Raw genomic sequence first — 22,734 nt, forward strand, 5'->3', positions numbered from 1 at the left:
CACGGCCCCGGAGGTTCTCCCGCCCCTCGTCAGGCTGTGCGCGTTCCGCGCACGAACCTTCCTCGCGTTGGGCCAGGCGCCGCGCGCTTCGCGCGCGGCGAAAAGTGGCCCCGTCGGCAAGGGCCAGTAACCCCCACCCCCTCCGGCATTTTCTGTCCAGAAATATCCCGGGGGGTGAATTGACGCAGCCAAGAGGGGGGCGGCGCCCCCCCTTGCTTCCGTCCCGGTGACAGCCGAGACCCGCGCGCGCAGACCTTGCCAATTCCCTGCTGCACCGTTCGGAACTGCCATACGTTTGCCATACGCTTGCCAGCCCCTTGCCATACGCCCGCCAGCACCCTGCCAACGCGCCCACAAGGCCCGATTCAGTAGTCGCGTTCGAAGAAGACGCCCACCGCCGACCGCCCCTCGGAATCGGTGCGCGCGCGCACCGTGATGGACGGGGTAAGGTCCAGGTTGATCGAGACCTCGCTGCGCCCGGCGCTGTCGACGGAAAGATCGGTGTAAATGTTTTCAGTGATATAGCGCCCGGCCCGCACCGCGGTCGTGCCTTCTGCGTCGGTGGTAAAATCCAGATCGTCCAGCCCCAGTGCCTGGCGCGTCCGGCTGAGCACCCCACCATCCGAACGCCCCGTCAGCGTCGCCACCGACATCGCCAGTTGCGCCGCCTGAAACGGCGACAGCGACGCCAGCGACCGCCGGAACACCAACCGCGCAAGCACCTCGTCCTCCGGCAATTCGGGCACCGAGGTGAAGCGGATATCCGGTGAGGTCGCCTCTCCCTCCAGCACGATGCTCGTCGACACGCCATCGCTGTCGGTCGTCGCGACAAGCCTCAGATAAGGCACGAAACTTCCTACCAGACTGGCCGATCCCTCGGTCAGAAGAAAGCGGTTTCCGAGCAGGTCGAGCCGGCCCCTGATCAGGCTGAAACTGCCCGACGGAATCACGTCGCGGGTGGTACCGGTCAACCTCAGCCGACCGCCGAGCTCGGCATCCAGGCCACGGCCCCGAATGAAGACACGACCCGGCGCATCCAGGGTAAGGTCCAGACGCAGCGGGTTTGGACGGCGGCCATTCGTCTCGCCGCGCGCGATCCCTGCGTTCGCACGGGTCCGCCGCGCCGCCGCGCTGTCGCCAACGTGACGCAGGCCGTCCGGAACGAAGCCTGCACGCGCCAGGGGGGAGTTCGGAATGCGGATTTCAGCCTCGTTCACGAAGACCGTGCCCGAGACCAGCGCACCCTGTGCGATGGGCCCGCTAACGCTCACCTGGCCCGATACTTCGGCTTCAAAGAGTTGCGCCTGCGCGACGACCAGCTGGTCCAGCGTGACCTGCAAGTCGGCATTCCGCCGCGCATCCAGCCCTACCGAACCGCTGATCGCGACCCGCCCGCCCCGATCCGGGCTGCCGGTTGCCGAAAGCTGCAGTTGGTTGCCGGCGATCTGCGCACGCGCCTCGATCGCACCGATGGCAACGCCCGGTCCCGGTGCAACGAAACGGCCACCGCTCAGGTTCGCGGTGCCCCGGACCGAACTCGGCGCGGGTGGTCCCTGGACGGTCGCATCCAGCCGGATCTGACCCTGGATCGAATTGGGTTCGATGAAGGGATTGGCGATCGCGGCATTGACATTGCCCGACAGACGCAGGTCCAGATCGAGGCTTTCGCTGACGCTGCCCGAAGCGCGCAAATCCAGCCCCGAGGGTCCGCTCAGGGCGAAATTGATATCGTAGACGCTGCTGTCTGCCGCCTTGCTCAACGTCCCCGAAAGGCGGCCCGGCCCGTCGAAGCCGGCGACCAACCGGCCGAGGTTGTCCAGTGTCCCGGTCAGTTCGAACCGTGCGTCGCCCGCAGGCGTTTGCTGTCCTTCGGCCGCGATCCGCAGTCCTTGCGCGTCGAGTTGCGCGGCTTCGATCACCAGTCCACCCGCGTCAGGTTGCAGGACCCGTGCGGTCAATCGAACCCCGCTGGCCAGCATTCCGTCGATCGGCTGCTGACCGATACGGAGGCCTCCGTCACTGGCCAATTGCACGCTCAGAACCCGCCCCTCGAGTTGCCGGTAGAAATAGCGCGCCTCGCCTTCCAGTCGCCCACCCATGCCGGGCCGCAACCCGTCCAGGTCCAGCCGATCGAGCCGCAACTGGATATCGGGCGTCGTTTCGGACCAGCGGCCGCGGGCGTCAAGTCCCAGTTGCTCCCCCTCGACAGTCAGTCGTTCGATCGTCACCGCGTTCTCTTCCAGCCGCAGGGCGCCCGATAGCTCGGTTGCGCCGCGCAGCAACGCGCCCACCTCATCGGCCCCGGGCAACTCGCCGAGGCGGATGTCACGGGTTCCGCCGTCGAAGGTGACGCGCCGGTCTTCCTCGCCATCACTGTCGAAGCGCGCTTCCAGCCGGGCGCTGCCGCCATACCCTGGACCAAGCCGTGCCAGATCGCCGATATCTATCTCGGTCTGGACATAGATCGCCTCGGGCCGGTGCTGTCCCCTGGCCTCCACGCTCAGTGTCCCGGCATTGAGCGTGAAATCGCGAAGGACGGTACCTTCTTCGTCCCGGTGCACGGAAACGCTCATGGTCGACTCGCCGGCCAGAAAGCGATCTGCTTCGGGCTGGTCGATCGAAAGATCCGTCGCCGTCAGACCGAATTCCATGTCGAGCGCAGTGGTCAGGAAATCGATCCGCCCCTCGCCGGTGATCAGGGCGGCTCCGCCCAGACTGCGCCCGGCCAGCTCCGAAAAAGCGTCTAGCGACGGCGCTTCGGCCTCCATAAAGCCATCGAACTCCGTTCCGTCGAGTTCGCCGCGCGCGCTCAGCGAGACGGTTTCGCCCTCGATCACCAGGCCACCGATTTCTATGGGTTCGCCGGCGCCCGGCAGGCGCAAGCTCATGAAGCCGGTGACGGCCTCGCCGATGGCTTGCTGCAAGCCGGGGTCGGCCGCCGAAATGCCGCGGGCGGAGAAATCGAAGACGCCATCGAAGAACGGCGGCGGCGCCTCGCCAGCACTGGCTGGCGGGGCCAACTGCCCACGGGCGCGCAGGTCCATGTCCGCGATCGACAGGTCTGGCAGAAGCAACTCGTCGATCGCGGCCTCGATGAACCAGTCGGCGGATACCTCGGCGTCATAGTCGATGTTGAGCGTGACCTCGCCCAGGCGCGCAGCGCCGCCGCTGCCCGGCAGAACCACGGGCTCTCCATCCGGGCGCGCCACGTCGGCGATGAGTTGAATGACCCGCGGCAGCCCGTCGGAAGCGAAATCAGCGCGTCCAGCCAAACGGACCGTCCGGGTATTGAAGGTAAGTTCGTACAGGTTCACCGAGCCGTCCTCGGCGCGACTGCCGCGCGTGCGGAGGCGGCTGTCGGTGCCGAACAGCGGGTGCAACGACGGGTCGAGCAGCGGCCGAAGATCCCCGGCAACGTCCAGCTCGAAATGTTGCGCCGTTTCCTCGCCGTTGAAAGGCGATTCGTCATCCAGAAGGATGGTTCCGCTGACGCGCTCCACGCCATCCGTGCCAAGATGGATATCGGCACTGAAGCTGCTCAGCGGTCCGTCGCCCAAGATGCGAAGGTCAACGGACGGCCGGTCGGGAATGTTGAGCGCGCGCGCGGCAATTCCGTCACGCCCTTCGGACAACTCCAAATCGACCGCCAGGAAGCGCGCTTCGTTGTCGAAGCTGCCCTCGAACCTGAACACGCCTTCCTGGCCGTCGATGCGTTCAGCCAGAAAACTGGCTTCGCCTTCGCCGCCTTCGAGTTGCATTGCGCCTTCCAGCCGAAGCCGCGCCTCCTGCCCGAGGATCGGCGCGCCCAGGGTCACGGCATCCGCGCGAAGATTGCGTATGGTGATCGATACGGGCAACTCGGGCAGCTGAAATTCCGGCCGCGCGGCGGGGCTGAGAACGATATCGTCTTCGGGTGTGGCGGGCGGACGACGCACCTCGATTTCGCCCGCCGCCAATTCGTTGATCGACACGATGCGCCGAAAAAGCGCCGCGCGATTCCAGTCCAGCACCACGTCGCGCAATTCCAGCCAGACGCCTTCGTCATCTGCGATGGACAGTTCGTCGATCGTTGCGCGCGACGACAACGCACCGCTGAAGCCACGGATGCGCACGTCGCGGCCGGCTTCCGAGAGTGTGTCCTGCAGAAACCGTGCGATCACCCCGGGATCGTCGTCGGCCTCATCCTGGGCCAGCACCGGTGCCTGAAAGATGGCAACGGCCAGCAGCAGCGCCAGCGCGATATAGACGAATTTCCGCATCAGAAAGCCTGGCCGATACCGAGGTAAAGCTGGAAGCGACGGCTCGAGACATCGCCGCTGCTGCGTCGGATCGGCGTGGCCAGATCCAGCCGCAGGGGGCCGATCGGCGTCTCGTAACGCAGACCGACGCCTGCGCCCGCATGCCAACCGGACCGACCGCCAAAGGCACGCTCTGCGACGTAGCCGGCATCTGCGAAAGCGACCGCCGCAATGGAGTCGGTCATTCGCGCCCGCACCTCGCCCGAAATCGCGGCAAAGCCACGACCACCAGAACGGCCCGCCCCCGCGTCGATCCCGAGGGATTCGTACGGCAGACCGCGCACGGTGCCGCCACCGCCCGAGTAGAACAGAAAATCGCGTGGCGTACGGTCGATCCCGCTGCCCAGGATTGCACCGACCTGCGCACGACCGGCCAGAACGACCCTGTCGGTGCCCAACCCTGTATAGGCGCGCGCGTCGACCGTCAGGCGCATCCCGTGGTCCGCCCCGGAAAAGCCAAGGTAGGGTTTGATCTCACCCGCAAGGTAGGTGCCGCGCGTGGCATTGAGAGCGACGTCGCGCGTGTCGCGCTCGAAGCCGACCGGCAAGGCCATCGTGGCGAAGTTCCGAGTAACCCGCGGCGTGCCGAAGCGCGCACGCTCGTAACGTAGAATAACCCCGGCGTTGCCGGTCAGTTGGTCGGAAAAACGATGCACGAGTCGCAGCTCGGCCTGAACCGCCTCGGCCTCATAGTCGCGTTCGTCCAGTGTCGATGCACGCGCCCCCAGTTCCAGATCGGTATCGGGGGTGAAGGTCGCCGGACGCGTGAAGCGGCCATCGACGGTGAAGCCGATCCCGCGCGACCGCGCCCCGATCCCCTCGATCGCCGCCTCAAGGCGCAAGCGTTCGGCGCCGCGCAGCAGGTTGCGATGCAGCCAGAAGCCGGTCAGCCTCACCCCCGCCTCGGTGTCGAGCTCCGCACCAACGCCCAGCCGCCGCAGCGGCGCCTCCTCCAGCAGCGCGTCGATATCGATCGTGCCGTCCGGATTGGCCGCATCCGCCGTCCGCAAGGCGACCGAATTGAACGTGCCTGTCCGGCGCAGGCGGGCTTCGGCGCGAGCTATCGCTTCAGGATCATGTATCTCGCCCACGGGCAGTCCGGCGATCGCGCGCACACGCTCGGGCCTCGTGCGCTCGGCACCCTGCGGCAGCAACGCGCCGAAGCGCAGCTGCGGCCCGGGCGACAGCTGCACGGCAACGTCGAGCCGCCTTGCAGGATGCACCGCCGTGACCTGCTGGGCGGACGGTTCGGCCAGCGCGTGACCGCGCGCGCGCCAGCCGTCCACCGCAAACTGCGTCGCATCACGGATCAGGGTGCTGCGGGCGGGCTCGCCGGTGGCAAATCCTTCGGGCAGCGTCGTTTCGGGGGTGAGCGGGGAGATTTCCGCCCGGCCGAATTGGAACCGAGGACCGGGATCAACCGTGACTACCACCTGCCCGATATTGCGCGGCGGGCGAAGGCTCGGGATTCCGGCCGCCTCGCGACCATCGAGTTGGACACTGATCTGCGGCGCGTAGTACCCCTGCTCATAGAGTAGGCCGATCAGGCGACCGTACTCTGCCCGCGCTGCAGCCATCACGTCGAGCGGCTCAACGCGTCCCTCTTCGCGCAGACCGCCCAGCAGCGAATTCCGTTCAAGCGTTTCGCGCAGATCCGCCGGCGCGCCCGGCGCGCGAAACTCGAGCGTGTCGAACGCCCCCAGTGGCTGGAACGGGAAAGTGGTCAATCCCACGACCAGCACCGCGGCCACCGCACCGGAGCGCAGCGCCCCGCGCGCGGTGCGCCTTTGCCGGTTGCGATAGCTTTCTGCCACGTGCCCTACCCCATCACACATCCCCATACCTTCCCATCATAGGACACCAGTCGCAATGCTCAAGCACATCGAAAACGGGGTCGGTCCGACTTGACATTTCCGTGCGCGAGGACTTGGCTGCCGCGTCCGCAGTCATGCAGTGCCGCTTCATGTCCACCAGCCAAACGTCGTTCTCCGCCGCCCCCTCCGTCGAGGGGTTGCGTACGCACTATCTGGTCATCGTGGCGATCAGCCTCTGCCACATGATCAACGACGTGATGCAATCGGTGCTCGCAGCGATCTATCCGCTTCTGCAGGCCGAGTTCGCGCTGAGCTTTGCGCAGATCGGGCTCCTCACATTTGCCTTCATGGGGACCGCGTCGGTTCTGCAACCGCTGATTGGTCTGGCCACCGACCGCCGCCCGGTGCCGCTTTCGCTGGCCTTGGGAATGGCGTCGACTCTCCTTGGGTTGCTCTTCCTGGCCTTCGGGAACGCCTATGGCTGGTTGCTGTCGGGGGCGGCACTCATCGGCATCGGCTCGGCCGTTTTCCACCCCGAGGCAAGCCGCGTGGCCCGCGCCGCAGCGGGGGGGAAATTCGGAACGGCGCAATCGCTCTTTCAGGTCGGCGGCAACGTCGGCCATGCACTGGGACCGCTTCTGGCGGCGTTCATCGTCGTCCCGCTCGGCCGCGTGGCGGTGGGCGGCTTCGCCGTGCTGGCCTTGGCCGGCATGACGATCCTCGCCGCCGTGGGTCGCTGGCACGAGGGGCACCGTCGGACGGCCGCAAGCCGACCCGCGCCGGCAAGCACTGCGCGGCTTCCGCGGGGCAAGGTTCTGCTGGCGATAACGGTGCTCGCCTTTCTCGTCTTTTCCAAGAACATCTACACCGCAAGCATCTCCAGCTATTACATCTTCTTCCTGATCGAGCGGTTCGACCTTTCGACGCAGGCCGCGCAACTGATGCTTTTTCTTTTTCTCGCCGCCGCGGCGCTCGGCGTGATGCTGGGCGGCATTCTTGGCGACCGTTTCGGAACGCGCGGCGTGATCTGGTTCTCGATCCTGGGCGTGCTGCCCTTCACGCTCCTGCTGCCACATGTGTCGCTTCTGTGGACGGGCGTGCTGACTGTCGTGATCGGCTTCGTGCTCGCCTCAGCCTTTCCGGCAATCGTGGTTTTCGCTCAGGAACTGGTCCCCGGCCGCGTCGGCCTGATCGCCGGGCTGTTCTTTGGATTCGCCTTCGGGATCGGCGGGATCGCGGCAGCCGCACTGGGCGTGCTGGCCGACGCGCGCGGTATCGAGTTCGTCTACCAGGTTTGCGCCTATCTGCCTGTCCTGGGACTGCTGACCGTGTTCCTGCCATGGCTCAATCGCTGAGCTTACCGCACCACACCTGACCTGGAGCCGAATTCTCCGCCCATCTCTCGTCGCAAGGGAGCTTTTTTCGCCCGTCGCATTCCCCCGCTTACTTCCGCAGCACCCGCAAAATGCCGTTGCCTTGTCACCCCAGGGTCCGGGTGCTATCTGCCCGTCGACCCATTCAGGCAAGGAGCATCACACCATGGTGCAGGATTTCGTCGTCAAGGACATCGCACTCACCGATTACGGCCGCAAGGAAATCGACATCGCCGAGACCGAGATGCCCGGCCTGATCGCGCTGCGCGAGGAGTACGGCGAGAGCCAGCCACTCAAGGGCGCGCGCATCGCGGGGTCCCTGCACATGACGATCCAGACCGCAGTGCTGATCGAGACGCTGAGCGCGCTGGGGGCGGATGTCCGCTGGGCGTCGTGCAACATCTTCTCGACCCAGGATCATGCCGCCGCCGCCATCGCTTCGGGCGGCACGCCGGTTTTTGCCGTCAAGGGCGAGACGCTGGAGGATTACTGGGCCTATACCGACAAGATCTTCCAGTTCGAGGGTGGCGCGAACATGATCCTCGACGACGGCGGGGATGCAACGCTCTACATCCTCATCGGTGCGCGGGTCGAGGCCGGCGAGGAGGACCTGATCGCCACGCCGACGAGCGAGGAGGAGGAATTCCTTTTCGCCCAGATCCGCAAGCGGCTGAAGGAAAGCCCCGGCTGGTTCACCAAGCAGCGCGACGCGATCCGCGGCGTTTCCGAGGAGACGACGACCGGCGTGCATCGGCTCTACGAGTTGCACAAGAAGGGGCTGCTGCCCTTCCCGGCGATCAACGTCAACGACAGCGTGACGAAGTCGAAATTCGACAACAAGTACGGCTGCAAGGAAAGCCTGGTCGACGGTATCCGGCGTGCGACCGACACGATGATGGCCGGCAAGGTCGCCGTGGTCTGCGGTTATGGCGACGTCGGCAAGGGCTCGGCCGCGTCACTGCGCGGCGCGGGCGCGCGCGTCGTGGTGACCGAGGTCGACCCGATCTGCGCGCTGCAGGCAGCGATGGACGGCTATCAGGTCGTGACGCTTGAAGATGTCGTTGAAACCGCTGATATCTTCATTACCGCGACCGGCAACAAGGATGTCATCCGCGTCGACCATATGCGCGCGATGAAGGACATGGCGATCGTCGGCAACATCGGCCATTTCGACAACGAGATTCAGGTCGCGGCGCTGAAGAACCACAAGTGGACCAACATCAAGGACCAGGTGGATATGATCGAGATGCCCTCGGGCAACCGGATCATCCTGCTGTCCGAGGGGCGGCTGCTGAACCTGGGCAACGCCACCGGGCATCCCAGCTTCGTGATGTCGGCGTCGTTCACCAACCAGGTGCTGGCGCAGATCGAACTGTGGACCAAGGGCCAGGAGTATCAGCCCGGCGTCTACATCCTGCCCAAGGCGCTTGACGAGAAGGTCGCGCGACTGCATCTGGGACGGATCGGCGTGAAGCTGACCGAACTGAAACCGGATCAGGCGGCCTATATCGGGGTCACCCCGGAAGGCCCCTTCAAGCCGGAACATTACCGCTATTGACCCCGTCCGATGCGCCGCTCGGCAGGGGCTGAAGGATCACGCGCCGACCCGAGTGGCTTGCGGAGGAACGCGCCCGGTTGACCTCGCCAATCGGCGGGCGCCGAGAGACCGGAGCAGGCGTCAGCCGGGAGTGCGGAAGGCAGCGAGCACCTCGATCAGCGCCTTCTTGCGGAAAGGCTTGGTTAGGGTTTGCGCGAAGCCGCAGGCGGCATGCTCGGCGACCTCGTGGGCCATGGCGGCGGCGGTGATGGCCGCGGCGGGCGGCAGCAACACGCCCTCGGCCAGGGCGCGCGCCTGCAGGGTCGCCAGCGCGGTACGGCCGTCCATGTCGGGCATGTTGATATCGAAAAGCAACGCGTCGAACCGACCCGGCGCCCAGGCGGCGCAGGCGGCGCGGCCGTCTTCGGCATAGACCGCATCGATCCCGAGCGACTGAAGCATCTTCTGAAGGATGATCAGGTTGGTGCGATTGTCCTCGGCCACCAGAACGCGCATCCCGGTCAGCGGATCCGGGGTCGGCGCGGCGCCATCGGTCATTGCCGCGTCGTGGTCCACCTCAATCGCCTCGGCGATGGGCAAGGGCAGTTCGACGGTGATCTGAGTGCCCTCTCCCTCGGCGCTGTCGATCACGACGGTGCCCTGCATCAGATCCACCAGGCGCCGCACGATCGACAGACCCAGCCCGGTCCCGCCGTAGCGCCGCGCGATCGAACTGTCCGCCTGCACGAAGGGCTGAAAGACCCGCGCCGCCTGTTCGGCGCTCATGCCGATGCCGGTGTCGCGAACGGACAGCCGCAGCGGGGCCTCCTGGGCGTTCTCGATCCGCATTGTCACCGAGCCATTGTCGGTGAACTTGACCGCGTTCGAGACGAGGTTGTTCACGATCTGCGCCACGCGGTTGGAATCGCCCAGCCGCAACGGGCCATTCGGCGGACGGACCTCAAGCCTGCAATCCAGGCCCTTTTCCTGCGCGCGCGGATGGTGCAGCGCACAGGTGCGTTGCGCGATCAGGCCCGGCGCGAAAGGTGCGACATCGAATTCCAGACGCCCTACGTCGATCCGCGACAGGTCCAGCACGTCGTTCAGCACGCCCAGAAGCGCCTCGCCTGAATCGCGGATGATCCCGATCTTTTCGCACAACTCCGGGTTATCGGCGGTTTCGTGGATCAGTTCGGCCATGCCGAGGATCCCGTTCAGCGGCGTGCGGATCTCGTGGCTCATCATCGCCAAGAAATCCGACTTGGCCTTGCTGGCCTCCTCGGCGCGCATGCGCATCTCGTAGAGTTGCGTGATGTCACTGCCGGCACCACGATAGCCGGCGAACCGTCCCTCGGCGTCGAACATCGGCTCGCCGTCGATCTGCAGCCACTGGACGTTGCCGTTGCGGCGGCGGATGCCGTAGACGAACTCGGAAAGGGGTTGCCGCGCAGCGATGGCCTCGTCGAAAGCCTTGAACCCGTCGCCGACCGTCACGAATTCCGAACCGGCGCGAAGCTCGGCGAAGCGGCGCCCGAGGACGCGCTTCGGGTCCAGCCCGGTGATCAGGTCGTAGCTTTTCGAGAGGTGCGAGAAGCGTAGATCGGCATCGACCTCCCATATCCACGATCGGCTGAGGCGGGCCATGTGCCTGTAGCGTTCGGTCGTGGCGCGGCTATCGGTGATTGCCTGCTTCAGCGCGCGCTCGGTCTCGATCTGTTCGGTGATGTCGGTAATTGCGCAGACGACCGCGGCCCCCATCGGCCGGCGCGGCAAGGGGGCGGCATTGACCGACAGCATCCGCCAACGACCATCCGGCAGGCGCAGCGCGTGGCGCAGGTCACAAACCGGTTCACCCGTGGCCATGATCGATTCGAAGGGCAATTCGGCCGGGTCAATCGGCCCGCCGTCCAGCCCCGCGATCTGCCAGCATTCGTCATGCAGATAGCGCCCGATCAGCGAGCCGTCCCGCAGTCCCAGGATGCGCGCCGCCTCGCAATTGGCGAAGACGATCCGCGCCTCCGTGTCGACGGCGATGATGCCCGAGACGCTGGTTTCGGTCAGCGTGTGCAGCAGCTCGGTTTCGGCCGCCAGCGCGTGTTCCAGGTTCCGCCGGGCTGAGACGTCGACATGCACCCCGGCCATGCGCATCGGCTGGCCGGATTCGTCACGGTCGAGGACCCTGCCGGTCGACAGGACATGCACCCAGTGACCATCCCGATGGCGGAAGCGGAATTCGTATTCGAATTGCTCGGCTTCGCCGCGCAGAACCGTGTCCAGCGCGGCGGTGACGCGCGGAAAGTCCTGCGGATGGATGAGGTTGCGCCAGACGTCGATCGTCACCGGTTCCAGTTCGGCCGCGGTGTATCCGATCATGCCCGCCCAAATGTCGTTGATCCGGTTGAGGCCGCTGGTCACGTCCCATTCCCAGGTGCCGATCCGCGCGCCCGCGATCACGTCATCGCGCCGCGCCCGCGCCTCGATCATCTCGGAGATGTCGACCTGCACCGCCACGAAACCCTGCAGCTTGCCGCGCGGGTCATGCAGGGGCTGGATGTCCAGATCGACCCAGTAGGTTTCGCCCCATCTATTGCGGTTCTCGATCTGGGCGCGGACGGGGCGCTCGGCGGCCAGCGCCGCGGCGATCCGGCGCAGGGTGGCACGATCGGTGCGCTCGAAGTGGAACAGCCGGCCCGGATGCTGGCCGCGCACCTCGTCCAGCGTGTAGCCCGTCAGGCGCGTGAAGGCGAGGTTGACCCACTGGATCCGACGCGCCGCATCGGTCGTGATGACGGTTGTCCCCATGTTCTCGGCGACGGCCTCAAAGCGTGCCGCGGCATCGAAGTCGTCGCTCAGTGGCATCGTCGCGGGCATGTCACTCGATCCTGAACCGCGGGTCACGCGCGAAGGCGTTCCCCTTCCCTGACCGCAGGGTTGCAGGATCGGACAGCGGGCCTAAGCAAGGGTTAAAGGCGGCAAGCGCAGATGCGCCGGCACCGTGATTCAGCGCGGATCGGGGCGTCCCTGGTCTTGCAGGATTTCCTCCAGCGCCAGAAGCCAGCGATCGTAGTAGTCCGATCCGTCGGGTGCGGCGCCCTGCAGCGCCCGACCCAGGGTCGTAGACCATTCCGGCCAGTCGTAGAGCCCGGCATCGTGCGCCGCGACCGCCAGCGCGAAGGCACGGGCCTGCCAGGGCGCCTCAAACGGGGCATCGGGGGCGGGCGGCAGGTCAGATCGGCTCAAGATAGCTCTCCCATGCGTCGACCGAAACCGAAGTCCCCGGCTCGGCATCCGGCCCCCAGAGGTCGGCGCCGTCGAAAACGACGGTATAGAGCCGCTCGGGCGCGTCGCCCTGTCCGTGGGCATTCGCATCGGGCAGCACGAAGCCGCCATGCTCCGCCTCGACGATACCGGCGTGGCCCCGGACGTAGCGTGGTAGCCGGGTGTGCCCGCGCGGATGGATGTTGCGCGCCCGCACCCGATCGCCGGGCCGAAAACGCGGCGGGCCCGCGATGGGGCGCGTGTAGTCGGTCCCGGCGGCCAGAACCTGCGCCACCGCACCGGGCGCAAGGCGCCGCGGATGCGGAACAGATGCGGCGGGGTCCAGCAAGCCGTGCCGATCGAGCAGCGCCTCAAGCCCGCGAATCCATATTTCGTAATAGCTCGAAGAAAGATAGACGGCCGGGGGCAGGCTCTCGCGGGCATGCCGGCTTTCGTCGATATTCCAGTGCCCAAGGGCACCAGTGGCCAGAGTCAGGCCCAGCGCGCGCGCCTCCCACGCGGCATGGAACACGGGTTCATTGACTTCGGGTCGAACCGGGCCGAAACCCATCTGACCGCCCAGATCCTGCGGCCCGTTCAACCTGACACCCGTTCCGGCGCAACCGGAAGCCCGGTCCCGACCATCGAATCACGGGTGATGAGCGCGGCCAACTCGTCGACAGTCATCTCCTCGGTCCCCTCGGGGCGCATCGGGATCACCAGATAGCGCAGTTCAGCCGTCGAATCCCAGACCCGGATCTGCACCTGCGGCGGCAACTCCAGCCCGAATTCCGCCAGCACCGCGCGCGGCTCGATCACCGCGCGCGACCGGTAGGCAGGCGATTTGTACCAGACCGGCGGCAGACCCAGGACAGGCCACGGATAGCAGGAGCAAAGCGTGCAGACGATGAGGTTGTGGAGAGTGGGTGTATTGAAGACCGCCTGCATGTGTTCGCCCTGCCGGCCGGCATAACCCATCGACCCGATTGCCGCGGTCGCATCGCGCGCAAGCCAATCCGCGAACTCGGGATCTGTCCAGGCGCGCGCCACGACCGCGGCGCCGGTTCGCGGGCCCACCTTCTCGGCGTAGGTTTCGATGATCGCGTCGACCGCTGCGGGGTCGACCAGACCCTGCGCGACCAGGCGCTCCTCAAGCTGGCGCACCCGTTCGGTCATCGGATCGGGCGGCGCGTCATGATGGGGGTGATCATGGGGCATGGGCGGCCTCGGCTGGTTGCACGCGCAAGGATAAGCCGGAACCGCAGGCCTGTGAACCCGGATCGCACGTCAACGACACAAACCCGCGCCGACCGACATTGGCCGCAAGACCGCTTGCGCAGCGGCGCGAAATCTGGCCGGGTGGACGCATGACCAACGCCTTCACCGCATCGGGCCTTTTTGGCGACCTTCTGTCCGATGAGTCCTTCGCGGCCGAATTCTCTGCGCGCGCCTTCACCGATCGCATGCTCGCCTTCGAGGCCGCCTGGACCCGCGCCTTGCACGCGACCGGCACCGTCACCGCGGACGCGGCGGCCGCGGCACTGGCCGCGATCGACGGTTTCGACGCGGACGGAATCGGCTCAGCCGGCGCCGCCGACGGACTGCCGGTCCCGGCCATGGTCACGGCCCTGCGCAGTTCATTGCCACCGGATGCGGCAAGGGCAATCCACACCGGCGCGACCAGCCAGGATGTCATAGACACCGCGATGGCGCTGACCCTGCTGTCGGTCCTCTCGACTCTCGAAACGCGCCTGGCCGGCATTATTGGACTGATCGACACACTGGAGCAGCGGTTCGGAACCCAACCCCTCATGGCCCGGACCCGGATGCAGGCCGCACTGCCCGCGACGGTCGCACTGCGCCTGAGCGCTTGGGCACGCCCCCTTCAGGAACATCTGACCCGGCTCGAGGGACTGCGCGCCGGTATCGGGCAGGTGCAGATCGGTGGGCCGATCGGCGCCAGGGACCTGCCCTGCCAGTTGGAACCGGGATTCGTGGGACACGTCGCGCGCGCTCTCGACCTCAGAACCGGGCCGGTCTGGCACACCGATCGAAGCGCGATGGTGTCCTTCGGGCACGCGCTGGCCCTGCTGACAGGCACGCTGGGCAAGATCGGTCAGGATGTCCTTCTGATGGCGCAACAGGGCGTGGACGAGATCGCACTTACTTCCGGCGGCGGGTCTTCGGCGATGCCGCACAAGTCGAACCCGGTTGCCGCCGAGGCGTTGGTCGCCATCGCCCGGTTCGTCGCCGCGCAACAGGGTCTGCTGACGCAGGCGATGGTGCACGAGCAGGAACGGTCCGGCACCGCCTGGGCGTTGGAATGGCTCACGCTGCCGGCGATGTGCGAGGCGAGTGGCGCGGCACTTCACCATGCCGAACGACTGCTTTCCTCGATCACGCGGATGGGCACACCGGCCTGAAAGGGTGGAGCGGCGCGTTTCGCGGGGTTCCGATCTCAGCGTCCTCGGCGGGGCCGTAGTTCTTGCTTTGCGGAAAATTGGGACGGGGGCAGATCGATCCGTTCCGCCCCCGCACAGACTTGATCTCGACTTCCGTCTGGCCGTCAACCGGCCGAACGGCTTACATGTCCCAGTGGTCCGGATGAGCGGTCGCCGCACCACCCATGAGCGCCTGCCAAAGATCCTCGTGGCCGGTATCGAACATGTCCTCGCTACCGATCCTTTCCAGGCTGTGCAGGCCGCTGCCCTCCATCAGCCGCAGCCAGACGGCATCCGCGGCATAGTCGATGACGATCTCGGCGTCGCGTCCACCCAGCCCGCGGAAGACGATATCGCCGAAGGTGCCGACCAGTTCTTCCGCCCGCAGGAGTGCGACCTCTTTCACGTCGGCCGTCAGCGCCGAAAGGTCGATCTCGAGCGTCGCATTGCCCAGATCCACCCCGCTGAGGACATCGGGCGCATCGCCGAAGGCTCCGCTGCGGAAGGTGGCGATGCCACCAAGCCCGCCCGCCGTCGCCGTGAACGCAAGCGTTGCCCCGGTATCGAAGCCCAGGAACGCCATGCCGCCATCGCCGCCGTCGAAGCCGACGCGCGCCTCGTAGCCCACGACCTCGATTCGGCTGCCAGCGGAGGCGGCGAAGACGGCGCCGTCGGTGGCAAGGATCGTCTGACCCGCGGTGGCAGTCAGCTCGACCGGACCCAGGAAGGTCCCGGTGTTGGCGAAGCGTCCGCCATCGACCGAGATCTCGAGCAGTCCGCCGCCTTCGGAGCCATTGGTCCAGAACTGCCCGGCGCGCGAGATGTCGAGCGTCGCGCCTTCGTCTCCGGCAAGCAGCTTTCCGTCGACCGTCAGCTTGCCATGCGCCAGGATCAGCCCGCCCGCCGCGCCGAAGTCGAGATCCTCGACCCGGACGGTGCCGCCGAAGACGACCTTTTTGCCGCCCAGATCGATGCTGTCCCCGTCCCTGCCGGGCGTGACGCCCTGATCCCAGTTGAGCCGGTTGTCCCAACGCACCCCGTGACCGCGATCGTCCGGCACGAAGCGGAAGGTCGTCTCGATGGGCTGTTCGGTCACCTCGATGCCGAAACGCTCGCGGAACCAGTCGAGTACATCCTGCACCGCCGTCGAATACTCGCTCCCGTCCAGCGCGCGCAAATGCTCGGCAAAGGCCTGGATCGTATCGCTGCTATGCGGCTGACCGCCGTTGACCGGAACCCCGCCATTCGCCAGCGTCTCGACATACCGGTGAATCGTGGCTTCATTCAGAACGGACGGGTCAAGACCGTCGGTGTTCTGCGAATCTGGCGAACCGTTTCCTTCCAGACGCCAACCCCAAACAAGGCTGTCATCAAAGTAAATGCCGTCTTCGTAGGCATACTTGATGCCATTCGAACCAAGCCTCGCATCGCTTTCGTCATGAGGGTTTCCGGCATGTGCCACGATGTTCCCGACTAGGCTGGTGTACAAGGCCGTCCCACCAATGCCCCAATCAGTTGCGCCGATCTGCGGCAAGCCTTCGCCGCGACCCGCGGCATGAGTGACAAGATTTCCCAGAAGCAGGCTATAGTTGCCCGTCCAGACGCCACCGCCACCTCCATTCGTGTTAAGCGCGACATTATTGTCGATGAACAAGGTGTTTTCAACAAAGGCACCGCCGCGATATTGCGCACCGACAGACGCCGACCGCATGATTACCGAGTCATGCATCGAAACATCGATCACACTATGCTGAAGGTACAGACCCTGACTGTACATGCTCGGCGGATGCCCACCATCAATCGAGGCATCCGATAGAAAGTCAGGCGCCCAGCCATTGTGATCAAACAACACCCGGTCAAACAGCGCCCCTTCGGTGTTGTCCATGTAGAGGCCAGACTCGCGGTTCCTATGCGCGGCCCACTTACCATCCGCGGTTACGGAGCCCGGCTCTTCGCGCCATGCATCCGTGAAGCTGGAGTTTCTGAACGTAACACCCTTCGCGCCTTGTACATTAGATTCCTCATTGGAGAACTTGGTACCATCAAAGATGATATTCTCCTGCGGCCCATCGCCACCTGCTAAGACGCTCACTCCGGCCGAAAAATCCAGATCCTGAAGCACGATGTTCTTCGAGGTACTTTGAAAGATCATCTGCTTGTTTTGCAGGACGGGTTTATCACCCTCACCCCAAGCTCCGATGAACAACGGATGGAGTTCAGACTCTCCGCTGGCGCCGCGGGAAACGACACGCGCTGCGTCATACTCGTACCCGCGTTCGAACAAAAGCCAGTTCGAATTCGCTCCTCCGCACGGATTGATCGTACTCCACAGCGACATCGCCAGGTCGGTCGACAGCGCCATGTCCTCGCTCGCGCCGTACTCGGTTCCATGGTCGCGCAGCCATCGGGCGGTAACGGCACTTTCGGACATCCCCTCGCGCGCGGCGATGTCGGCTGCGGTGAGGGCTTTTTCCGATCCGGTGACATAGACCTTGCGGTGATTGTCGCCGTGTTCGACGATCACCTTGTCGTTGGCATCGGTGGCGAGCATGTAGTGCGCTTCGCTCGTTCCCCAGCCAGCCTTCTGCGGGCCTTCCGCAACCTCGGCCTGCACGATGTGCTGGGTGATGCTCCCATCGGAATGGACCGCCTCGTAGGCAAAGTTCAGCGGGCCCGTAAGATTAGAGCGGGTCAGCACCAGCGCGAGGCTGTTGTCGGGATTGACCGAAAGCTGACCATGCTCGGGACGATCCAGGATCTTGACAGAGACGATATTCGCACCGTCCGGGCGGATGGTAGCCACACGCCCCCCGATCACGTCGATCTGCGACTCGACCGTCGTCACCAACGGCGGTTCGGCCGGCTGCTGCGTGCCGGAGTCATCGTCCTCGACGGGGTCCTGGTCGTTGTCGTCCGAGCCTGACGGGTCGGTCTCGACCGGATCCTCCTCGGTGGGTTCCTCCGGCTCGGGTTCGGGCGCAGGCTCCTCTGCCACCGGCTCTTCGACGGGCTCTTCGGGCTGCGGGTCCGTGGTGATCGGATCGCCCTGCGCGGGGTCGTTCACGCCGGCCTCGTCCTGTCCGGACTGGTCGTCCTCGGGCTCCTCGGCCACGGGTTCGTTCGGCTCCGGGTCGGCCGGCTGCGCGCCATTGTCGATCGGGTCCGCGACGACGGGCTCCTCGTCCTCTTCTTCCGCGGGATCTTCTCCGACGGGTTCGTCTTCCTCGGGATCCTCGGCGACAGGCTCTTCGACGGGTTCCTCGATCACCGGATCATTGCCGCCGGGGATGTCCTGGCCGGGGTCGGTTATCGGCGGCAGGTCGTTTCCGTCGTCGGGCTCATCCGAGCCGACGGATCGGGCTGCGTGTCTTCCTCTGACGGATCCGGGTCGCCGGAGTTGTCGGGTTCTTCGGGCGTAACCGGCTCGTAGCCGAGGAATTCGCCATTCGGGCCGTAGATCGGCGTGCCTGTTTCGGGGTTCTGTCCGCTCATGTCCTCTTCTGCGCTTTCATCTTGCGGCGGGCCTTCCGGCTCTTGCTCCGGTGGCGCCGCCGGATCTTCGAAGGGATCGTCCAATCCGTCGTCGATTGGATCCTCGTGCTTCTTATTGCGCATCTTCAGAAGTTCAACGAAGGAGGGCATGCCTTTGGCCATTTGGATCGCCTTGCTCAGGAGTTTCAGAAGTATCATCGTGGTCAGTTCCTCGACTGATGGGACCAGCAGCGCCGGAATCGACGCAGACTCTTGTCTACCTGAGGCTGCATTCTCCTTAAGGCAGTCGCCCGCTTCAAATCGCATTGGCCCCTTGGTGACCAGCCGCTTAACCGCAAAAAAAACGACGTGGCAGGGGCTTCAGCGGGAACATGCCCAGCGAAAGCCCGTCGAGAAGATTCTCGTATTGGTTGTGCTTTCGTGAACGCGCCCGTCGCGCGCGCATCGCGTGCCGAATCACTGGACAGGTGAATCGGCGCTGCGCCGCCACCGTAGGTTTGGGGCAACACCCGGCCGACAGGCGCCGCAAAGCCCCTTTACAAGGGTTTCAGCCGGCGCCCGGTGGAGCTTGAATCTGCGCTGGCGCGGCGGCGTCCCTGACCCCTCGTGCGCCTCAGCCGATCGTGCGGCGCAGCAGGTCGATCCAGTTGCCCCAGCACAGGCGCCGGACAAGCGCCTGGTCGTAGCCAGCCCGCACCATCGCCTCGACCAGGCGCGGCAGTGCCGCGGCGTCGGGCAGGAAGTCCGGCATCGTCGCGCCGTCGAAATCCGACCCCAGTGCCACGCCGCCTTCTCCCAGCCGCTCGATCAGGTGGTCGAGATGGCGGATCAGCAACTCGGGCGGCGTATCCGTCGTCTTCTCCCCGTCGGGGCGCAGGAACTGCACGGCGTAATTGAGCCCGACAAGCCCGCCGCGCTCGGCAATCATGTCGAGCTGCCAGTCGGTCAGGTTGCGGCTGCCCGCGCAGATTGCGTGGACGCAACTGTGCGTGGCGACGAGCGGTGCTTCGGTCAGCGCCGCCACGTCGCGGAACCCGGCGGCGTTCAGATGGCTCAGGTCCACGAGGATGCCCAGCCGCGCGCATTCGCGCACAAGCCGGCGGCCTGCGTCGGTCAGTCCCGGCCCGATGTCGGGATCGGCCGGGAAGCGAAAGGGAACGCCGTGACCGAAGATGTTGTCGCGCGACCAGACCGGCCCCAGCGACCGCATTCCGGCCGCGTGGTAGACCTCCAGCTCGGCAAGGTCGGGGCCGATCCCCTCGCATCCCTCGATGTGCATCAAGGCCGCAATCGCCCCGTCGCGCCGCGCGCCCTCGACCGCGTCGGCCGAGGTGCAGATGCGAAAATCCTGCGGATGCGACCGCGCCATCCGGTGCAGGATTGCCGCCATCTGGAGCGTCACCCGTCGCGCCCGGTCGGGGGCGAGTTCGGGAAAGATCGGCTCCGGAGCGTCCTCGGCGGGTTCAGTTCCCTCCTCGCCCGGCACCCAGATCGCGAAAAACCCGCCGGCAAGGCCACCGGCTCGGCAGCGCGCCAGGTCCAGGTGGCCGTCGCGCCCGTCGAAGAAGCCTTTTCCGTCGCTGTCGCCATCGCGCCAGAGATGCAGGAGCAGGTCGTTGTGACCATCGAAAACCGGAACTGCCGACATCCGTCACTCCTCTCCCTTGCCGGCCGGCGGCGCTCTTTCGGCATGCTTGACACTTGACCGGCGCTAGCTTCCTATGACCCGGCGCACCCGGCTGCAACGCCGGATCGTGCGCCGGCCAACAGAAATCACAACACACGACGGGGAAACGGAAATGCTGCTCGACTCGACCTTGCGAAACCGTGGCGCGGCCCTTGCCGCCGCGCTGATGCTGGGCACTTCGCCCGTTGCGCTGGGGGCCGCCACGCCCGACGACACGCTGGTCATTGCCGCCAAGATCGATGACATCGTGTCGATCGATCCGGCCGAGGCGTTCGAGTTCAACGGGATCGACCTGCTGAACAACCTCTACGATACCCTGGTCGAACTTGACCCCGAGCGTCCGGGCGAGCTGGTTCCGGGCCTGGCCGAAAGCTGGGACGTCTCCGAGGACGGGCTGACCTTCACCTTCACCATGCGCGAAGGGGTCACCTTCGCCTCGGGCAACCCCGTGAGGGCCGAAGACGCGGCATTCTCGCTGCAGCGCGTGATCAAGCTCAACAGGACGCCCTCCTTCATCCTGACGCAGTTCGGCTTCACGCCCGACAACGTCGACGACCTGATCGTCGCCGATGGCAACACCCTGCGGATGACCATCGACCGGCCGCTGGCGCCCTCTTTCGTCTACAACTGCCTGACCGCGCTGGTCGCCGCCATCGTCGACAAGGAAACCGTCATGGCCAACGAGGTCGACGGCGACATGGGCTACGAGTGGATGAAGGCGAATTCCGCGGGAACCGGCGCCTATGTCCTGCAATCCTACCGTCCCAGCGAAAGCTACCTGCTGGAGGCGCGCGAAGGCCACTGGCGCGGCGACGCGAACCTGCGCCGCGTCTTCCTGCGGCACATTCCGGAACCCTCGACGCAGCGGCTGATGCTGGAGGCCGGCGACATCGACATCGCCCGCGACCTGACCCCCGTCGATGTCGAGGGGATGGCGGGCAACGACGATGTGGTGATCACCGACGACGTCGGCGGATACATCGCCTACATCGCCATCAACGGTCAGCACGAGACGCTGGCCCATCCGGCGGTGCTGGATGCGATGCGCTGGCTGATCGACTACGAGGGGATGGCGAACAGCTTCCTGAAGGGCCAGCAGATGGTGCACCAGCACTTCCTGCCGCGCGGCTACCTCGGCGCGCTGGAGGAAACGCCCTACAGCCTGGACGTGGAACGCGCCCAGGAAATCCTGGCCGAGGCCGGGATCGAGACGCCGATCAACGCGACGCTCTCGGTGCGCAACAGCCAGGACCGGATGGAAATGGCGCAGTCGATCCAGAACACCTTCGCGCAGGCCGGCATCAACATCGAACTGTCGGTCGGCGCCGGGGCCGAGGTGCTGGGCGAATACCGCGCCCGCCAGCACGAGATTACCCTGCAGGCCTGGGGGCCGGACTATCCCGACCCGCATACCAACGCCTCGACCTTCGCGATGAACCCCGACAACAGCCCCGACGCCGGTCTCACCGGCATCCTCGCCTGGCGCAACGCCTGGGATCCCGAGGATCTGCACGAGATGGCCGAGGCGGCCGTGATGGAGCGCGACACCGACGCCCGCCGCGCGATGTACGAGGAGATCCAGCGCCGTCACCGCGACGATTCGCCCTTCATCGCCATGTTCCAGTCGATCGACCAGACCGGCATGCGCGCCAACGTGCAGGGCTTCCACACCGGCGGCGCCATCGACAACGCCACCTACTGGCTGGCAACGAAGTGAGGCCAGGCCCCCCGGCAGCCATGGCCGCCGGGGGGCGCTACACGACCTGATGACAACCCCTCCCGATCCCGTCTCCATCCGGCCGCGGCTCTGGCCGCGCCTGCGCGGCGTTGCCGGCGTCCTCGTGGCGCTGGCCGCGACTCTGCTGGGCCTCTTGCTGGTGACCTTCGTCATCGGCCGCGTCGTGCCCATCGACCCGGTACTCGCCGTGATCGGCGAACGCGCGACCCAGGCGCAATACGAGGCCGCGCGCCTGTCGCTGGGCCTCGACCGCCCAGTGTGGGAGCAGTTCGCGATCTACGTGCGCGACGCCCTAACCGGCGATCTGGGCACGTCGATCCGCACCCGCACGCCGGTCGCCGACGACATCCGCCGCTTCTTCCCGGCCACGCTGGAACTGGCCACGCTGGCCACAATCATCGGCGTGATCCTCGGCATCCCGGCGGGCGTTCTGGCCGCGACCAAGCCCGGCAGCCTGCTGGACCAGGCGGTGCGGCTGATCGGGCTGATCGGCTACTCGCTGCCGGTCTTCTGGCTGGGGCTGATGGGGCTTCTGCTCTTCTACGGCATCCTCGGCTGGGTCGGCGGGCCGGGGCGGCTGTCCTCGGGATACGAGATGATGTTCGAATTCGACGTACCCCGCGTCACCGGCATGATCCTGATCGACACCGCGCTCGCCGGGCAATGGGCGATCTTCCGCAACGCGCTCAGCCACATCATCCTGCCCGCGGGCGTGCTGGGCTACTATTCCATGGCCTATATCAGCCGCATGACCCGCAGCTTCATGATGAACGAGTTGAGCCAGGAATACATCACCACCGCGCGGGTCAAGGGCATGCCGGAATGGCGTGTCGTCTGGGTCCATGCGCTGCGCAACGTGCAGGTGCCGCTGATCACGGTGATCGTGCTGTCCTACGCGACCCTCCTCGAAGGCTCGGTGCTGACCGAGACGGTCTTCGCCTGGCCGGGCCTGGGTCTCTACATCACCACCGCGCTCTTTTCCGCCGACATGCCGGCGGTGCTGGGCGGCACCGTGGTCGTCGGCATGGTCTTCGTCGGCCTCAACATGTTCTCCGACATCCTTTACCGGATCGTCGATCCGCGCGCGCGCTGAGGG

Annotated in this window: 14 protein-coding genes; 5 read left to right on the top strand and 9 right to left on the bottom strand. The window is 66.0% G+C overall.

Annotated elements, in window-relative coordinates; all coding sequences use genetic code 11:
* Positions 1–365: 365 nt before the first annotated feature.
* A complete protein-coding gene (locus IM708_RS05220) occupies positions 366–4,259 on the bottom strand; it encodes a translocation/assembly module TamB domain-containing protein (protein ID WP_209425268.1) in 3,894 nt (1,297 codons plus the stop codon).
* On the bottom strand, positions 4,259–6,112 hold the full coding sequence (locus tag IM708_RS05225) for an autotransporter assembly complex family protein (protein ID WP_209425269.1): 1,854 nt from the start codon (positions 6,110–6,112) through the stop codon (positions 4,259–4,261). The genes IM708_RS05220 and IM708_RS05225 overlap by 1 nt, the downstream gene beginning before the upstream one ends.
* Positions 6,113–6,261: 149 nt before the next feature.
* Between IM708_RS05225 and IM708_RS05230 the strand changes: the two genes are divergently transcribed.
* Both IM708_RS05230 and ahcY read left to right on the top strand, forming a co-directional pair.
* The gene (locus IM708_RS05230) at positions 6,262–7,467 is read left to right on the top strand and encodes an MFS transporter (RefSeq protein WP_209425270.1); all 1,206 of its coding nucleotides are present in this window, start codon (positions 6,262–6,264) and stop codon (positions 7,465–7,467) included.
* 184 nt (positions 7,468–7,651) lie between these two features.
* On the top strand, positions 7,652–9,043 hold the full coding sequence (gene ahcY / locus IM708_RS05235) for an adenosylhomocysteinase (protein WP_209425271.1): 1,392 nt from the start codon (positions 7,652–7,654) through the stop codon (positions 9,041–9,043).
* A gap of 120 nt (positions 9,044–9,163) precedes the next feature.
* On the opposite strand, the gene IM708_RS05240 is transcribed toward ahcY, so the two are convergent.
* From IM708_RS05240 to nthA, 4 genes are all read right to left on the bottom strand, one after another.
* On the bottom strand, positions 9,164–11,893 hold the full coding sequence (locus IM708_RS05240; protein ID WP_209425272.1) for a PAS domain S-box protein: 2,730 nt from the start codon (positions 11,891–11,893) through the stop codon (positions 9,164–9,166).
* Positions 11,894–12,022: 129 nt separating this feature from the next.
* Positions 12,023–12,262 (bottom strand): nitrile hydratase accessory protein, encoded by a 240-nt coding sequence (locus IM708_RS05245; RefSeq protein WP_209425273.1) that lies wholly within the window; start codon positions 12,260–12,262, stop codon positions 12,023–12,025.
* A complete protein-coding gene (gene nthB, locus IM708_RS05250) occupies positions 12,249–12,881 on the bottom strand; it encodes a nitrile hydratase subunit beta (RefSeq protein ID WP_209425274.1) in 633 nt (210 codons plus the stop codon). The genes IM708_RS05245 and nthB overlap by 14 nt, the downstream gene beginning before the upstream one ends.
* Positions 12,878–13,498, bottom strand: coding sequence for a nitrile hydratase subunit alpha (gene nthA, locus IM708_RS05255; RefSeq protein ID WP_209425275.1), 621 nt, complete (start codon positions 13,496–13,498; stop codon positions 12,878–12,880). The genes nthB and nthA overlap by 4 nt, the downstream gene beginning before the upstream one ends.
* A gap of 149 nt (positions 13,499–13,647) precedes the next feature.
* Here nthA and IM708_RS05260 point away from each other — a divergent pair, with 149 nt between their 5' ends.
* Complete coding sequence (locus IM708_RS05260; RefSeq protein WP_209425276.1) at positions 13,648–14,703, top strand: 3-carboxy-cis,cis-muconate cycloisomerase; 1,056 nt, start codon at positions 13,648–13,650, stop codon at positions 14,701–14,703.
* A 160-nt stretch (positions 14,704–14,863) separates the two neighbouring features.
* On the opposite strand, the gene IM708_RS05265 is transcribed toward IM708_RS05260, so the two are convergent.
* The 3 genes from IM708_RS05265 to IM708_RS05275 all read right to left on the bottom strand — a co-directional run bounded on the left by IM708_RS05265 (position 14,864) and on the right by IM708_RS05275 (position 19,861).
* Complete coding sequence (locus IM708_RS05265; protein ID WP_209425277.1) at positions 14,864–17,989, bottom strand: hypothetical protein; 3,126 nt, start codon at positions 17,987–17,989, stop codon at positions 14,864–14,866.
* Positions 17,990–18,027: 38 nt separating this feature from the next.
* Entirely contained in the window at positions 18,028–18,411 is a 384-nt protein-coding gene (locus tag IM708_RS05270; RefSeq protein ID WP_209425278.1) for a hypothetical protein, read from the bottom strand.
* A gap of 415 nt (positions 18,412–18,826) precedes the next feature.
* Positions 18,827–19,861, bottom strand: coding sequence for a dipeptidase (locus IM708_RS05275; RefSeq protein ID WP_209425279.1), 1,035 nt, complete (start codon positions 19,859–19,861; stop codon positions 18,827–18,829).
* Positions 19,862–20,012: 151 nt separating this feature from the next.
* On the opposite strand from IM708_RS05275, the gene IM708_RS05280 reads away from it, so the two are divergent.
* Together IM708_RS05280 and IM708_RS05285 are read left to right on the top strand one after the other, a co-directional pair.
* On the top strand, positions 20,013–21,617 hold the full coding sequence (locus IM708_RS05280) for an ABC transporter substrate-binding protein (RefSeq protein ID WP_209425280.1): 1,605 nt from the start codon (positions 20,013–20,015) through the stop codon (positions 21,615–21,617).
* Between the two features lie 49 nt (positions 21,618–21,666).
* The gene (locus tag IM708_RS05285; protein ID WP_209425281.1) at positions 21,667–22,731 is read left to right on the top strand and encodes an ABC transporter permease; all 1,065 of its coding nucleotides are present in this window, start codon (positions 21,667–21,669) and stop codon (positions 22,729–22,731) included.
* Positions 22,732–22,734: the final 3 nt, after the last annotated feature.

It is taken from the genome of Pararhodobacter sp. SW119 (genome assembly GCF_017811755.1).
In the GTDB taxonomy this organism is placed as follows: Bacteria; Pseudomonadota; Alphaproteobacteria; order Rhodobacterales; family Rhodobacteraceae; genus Pararhodobacter.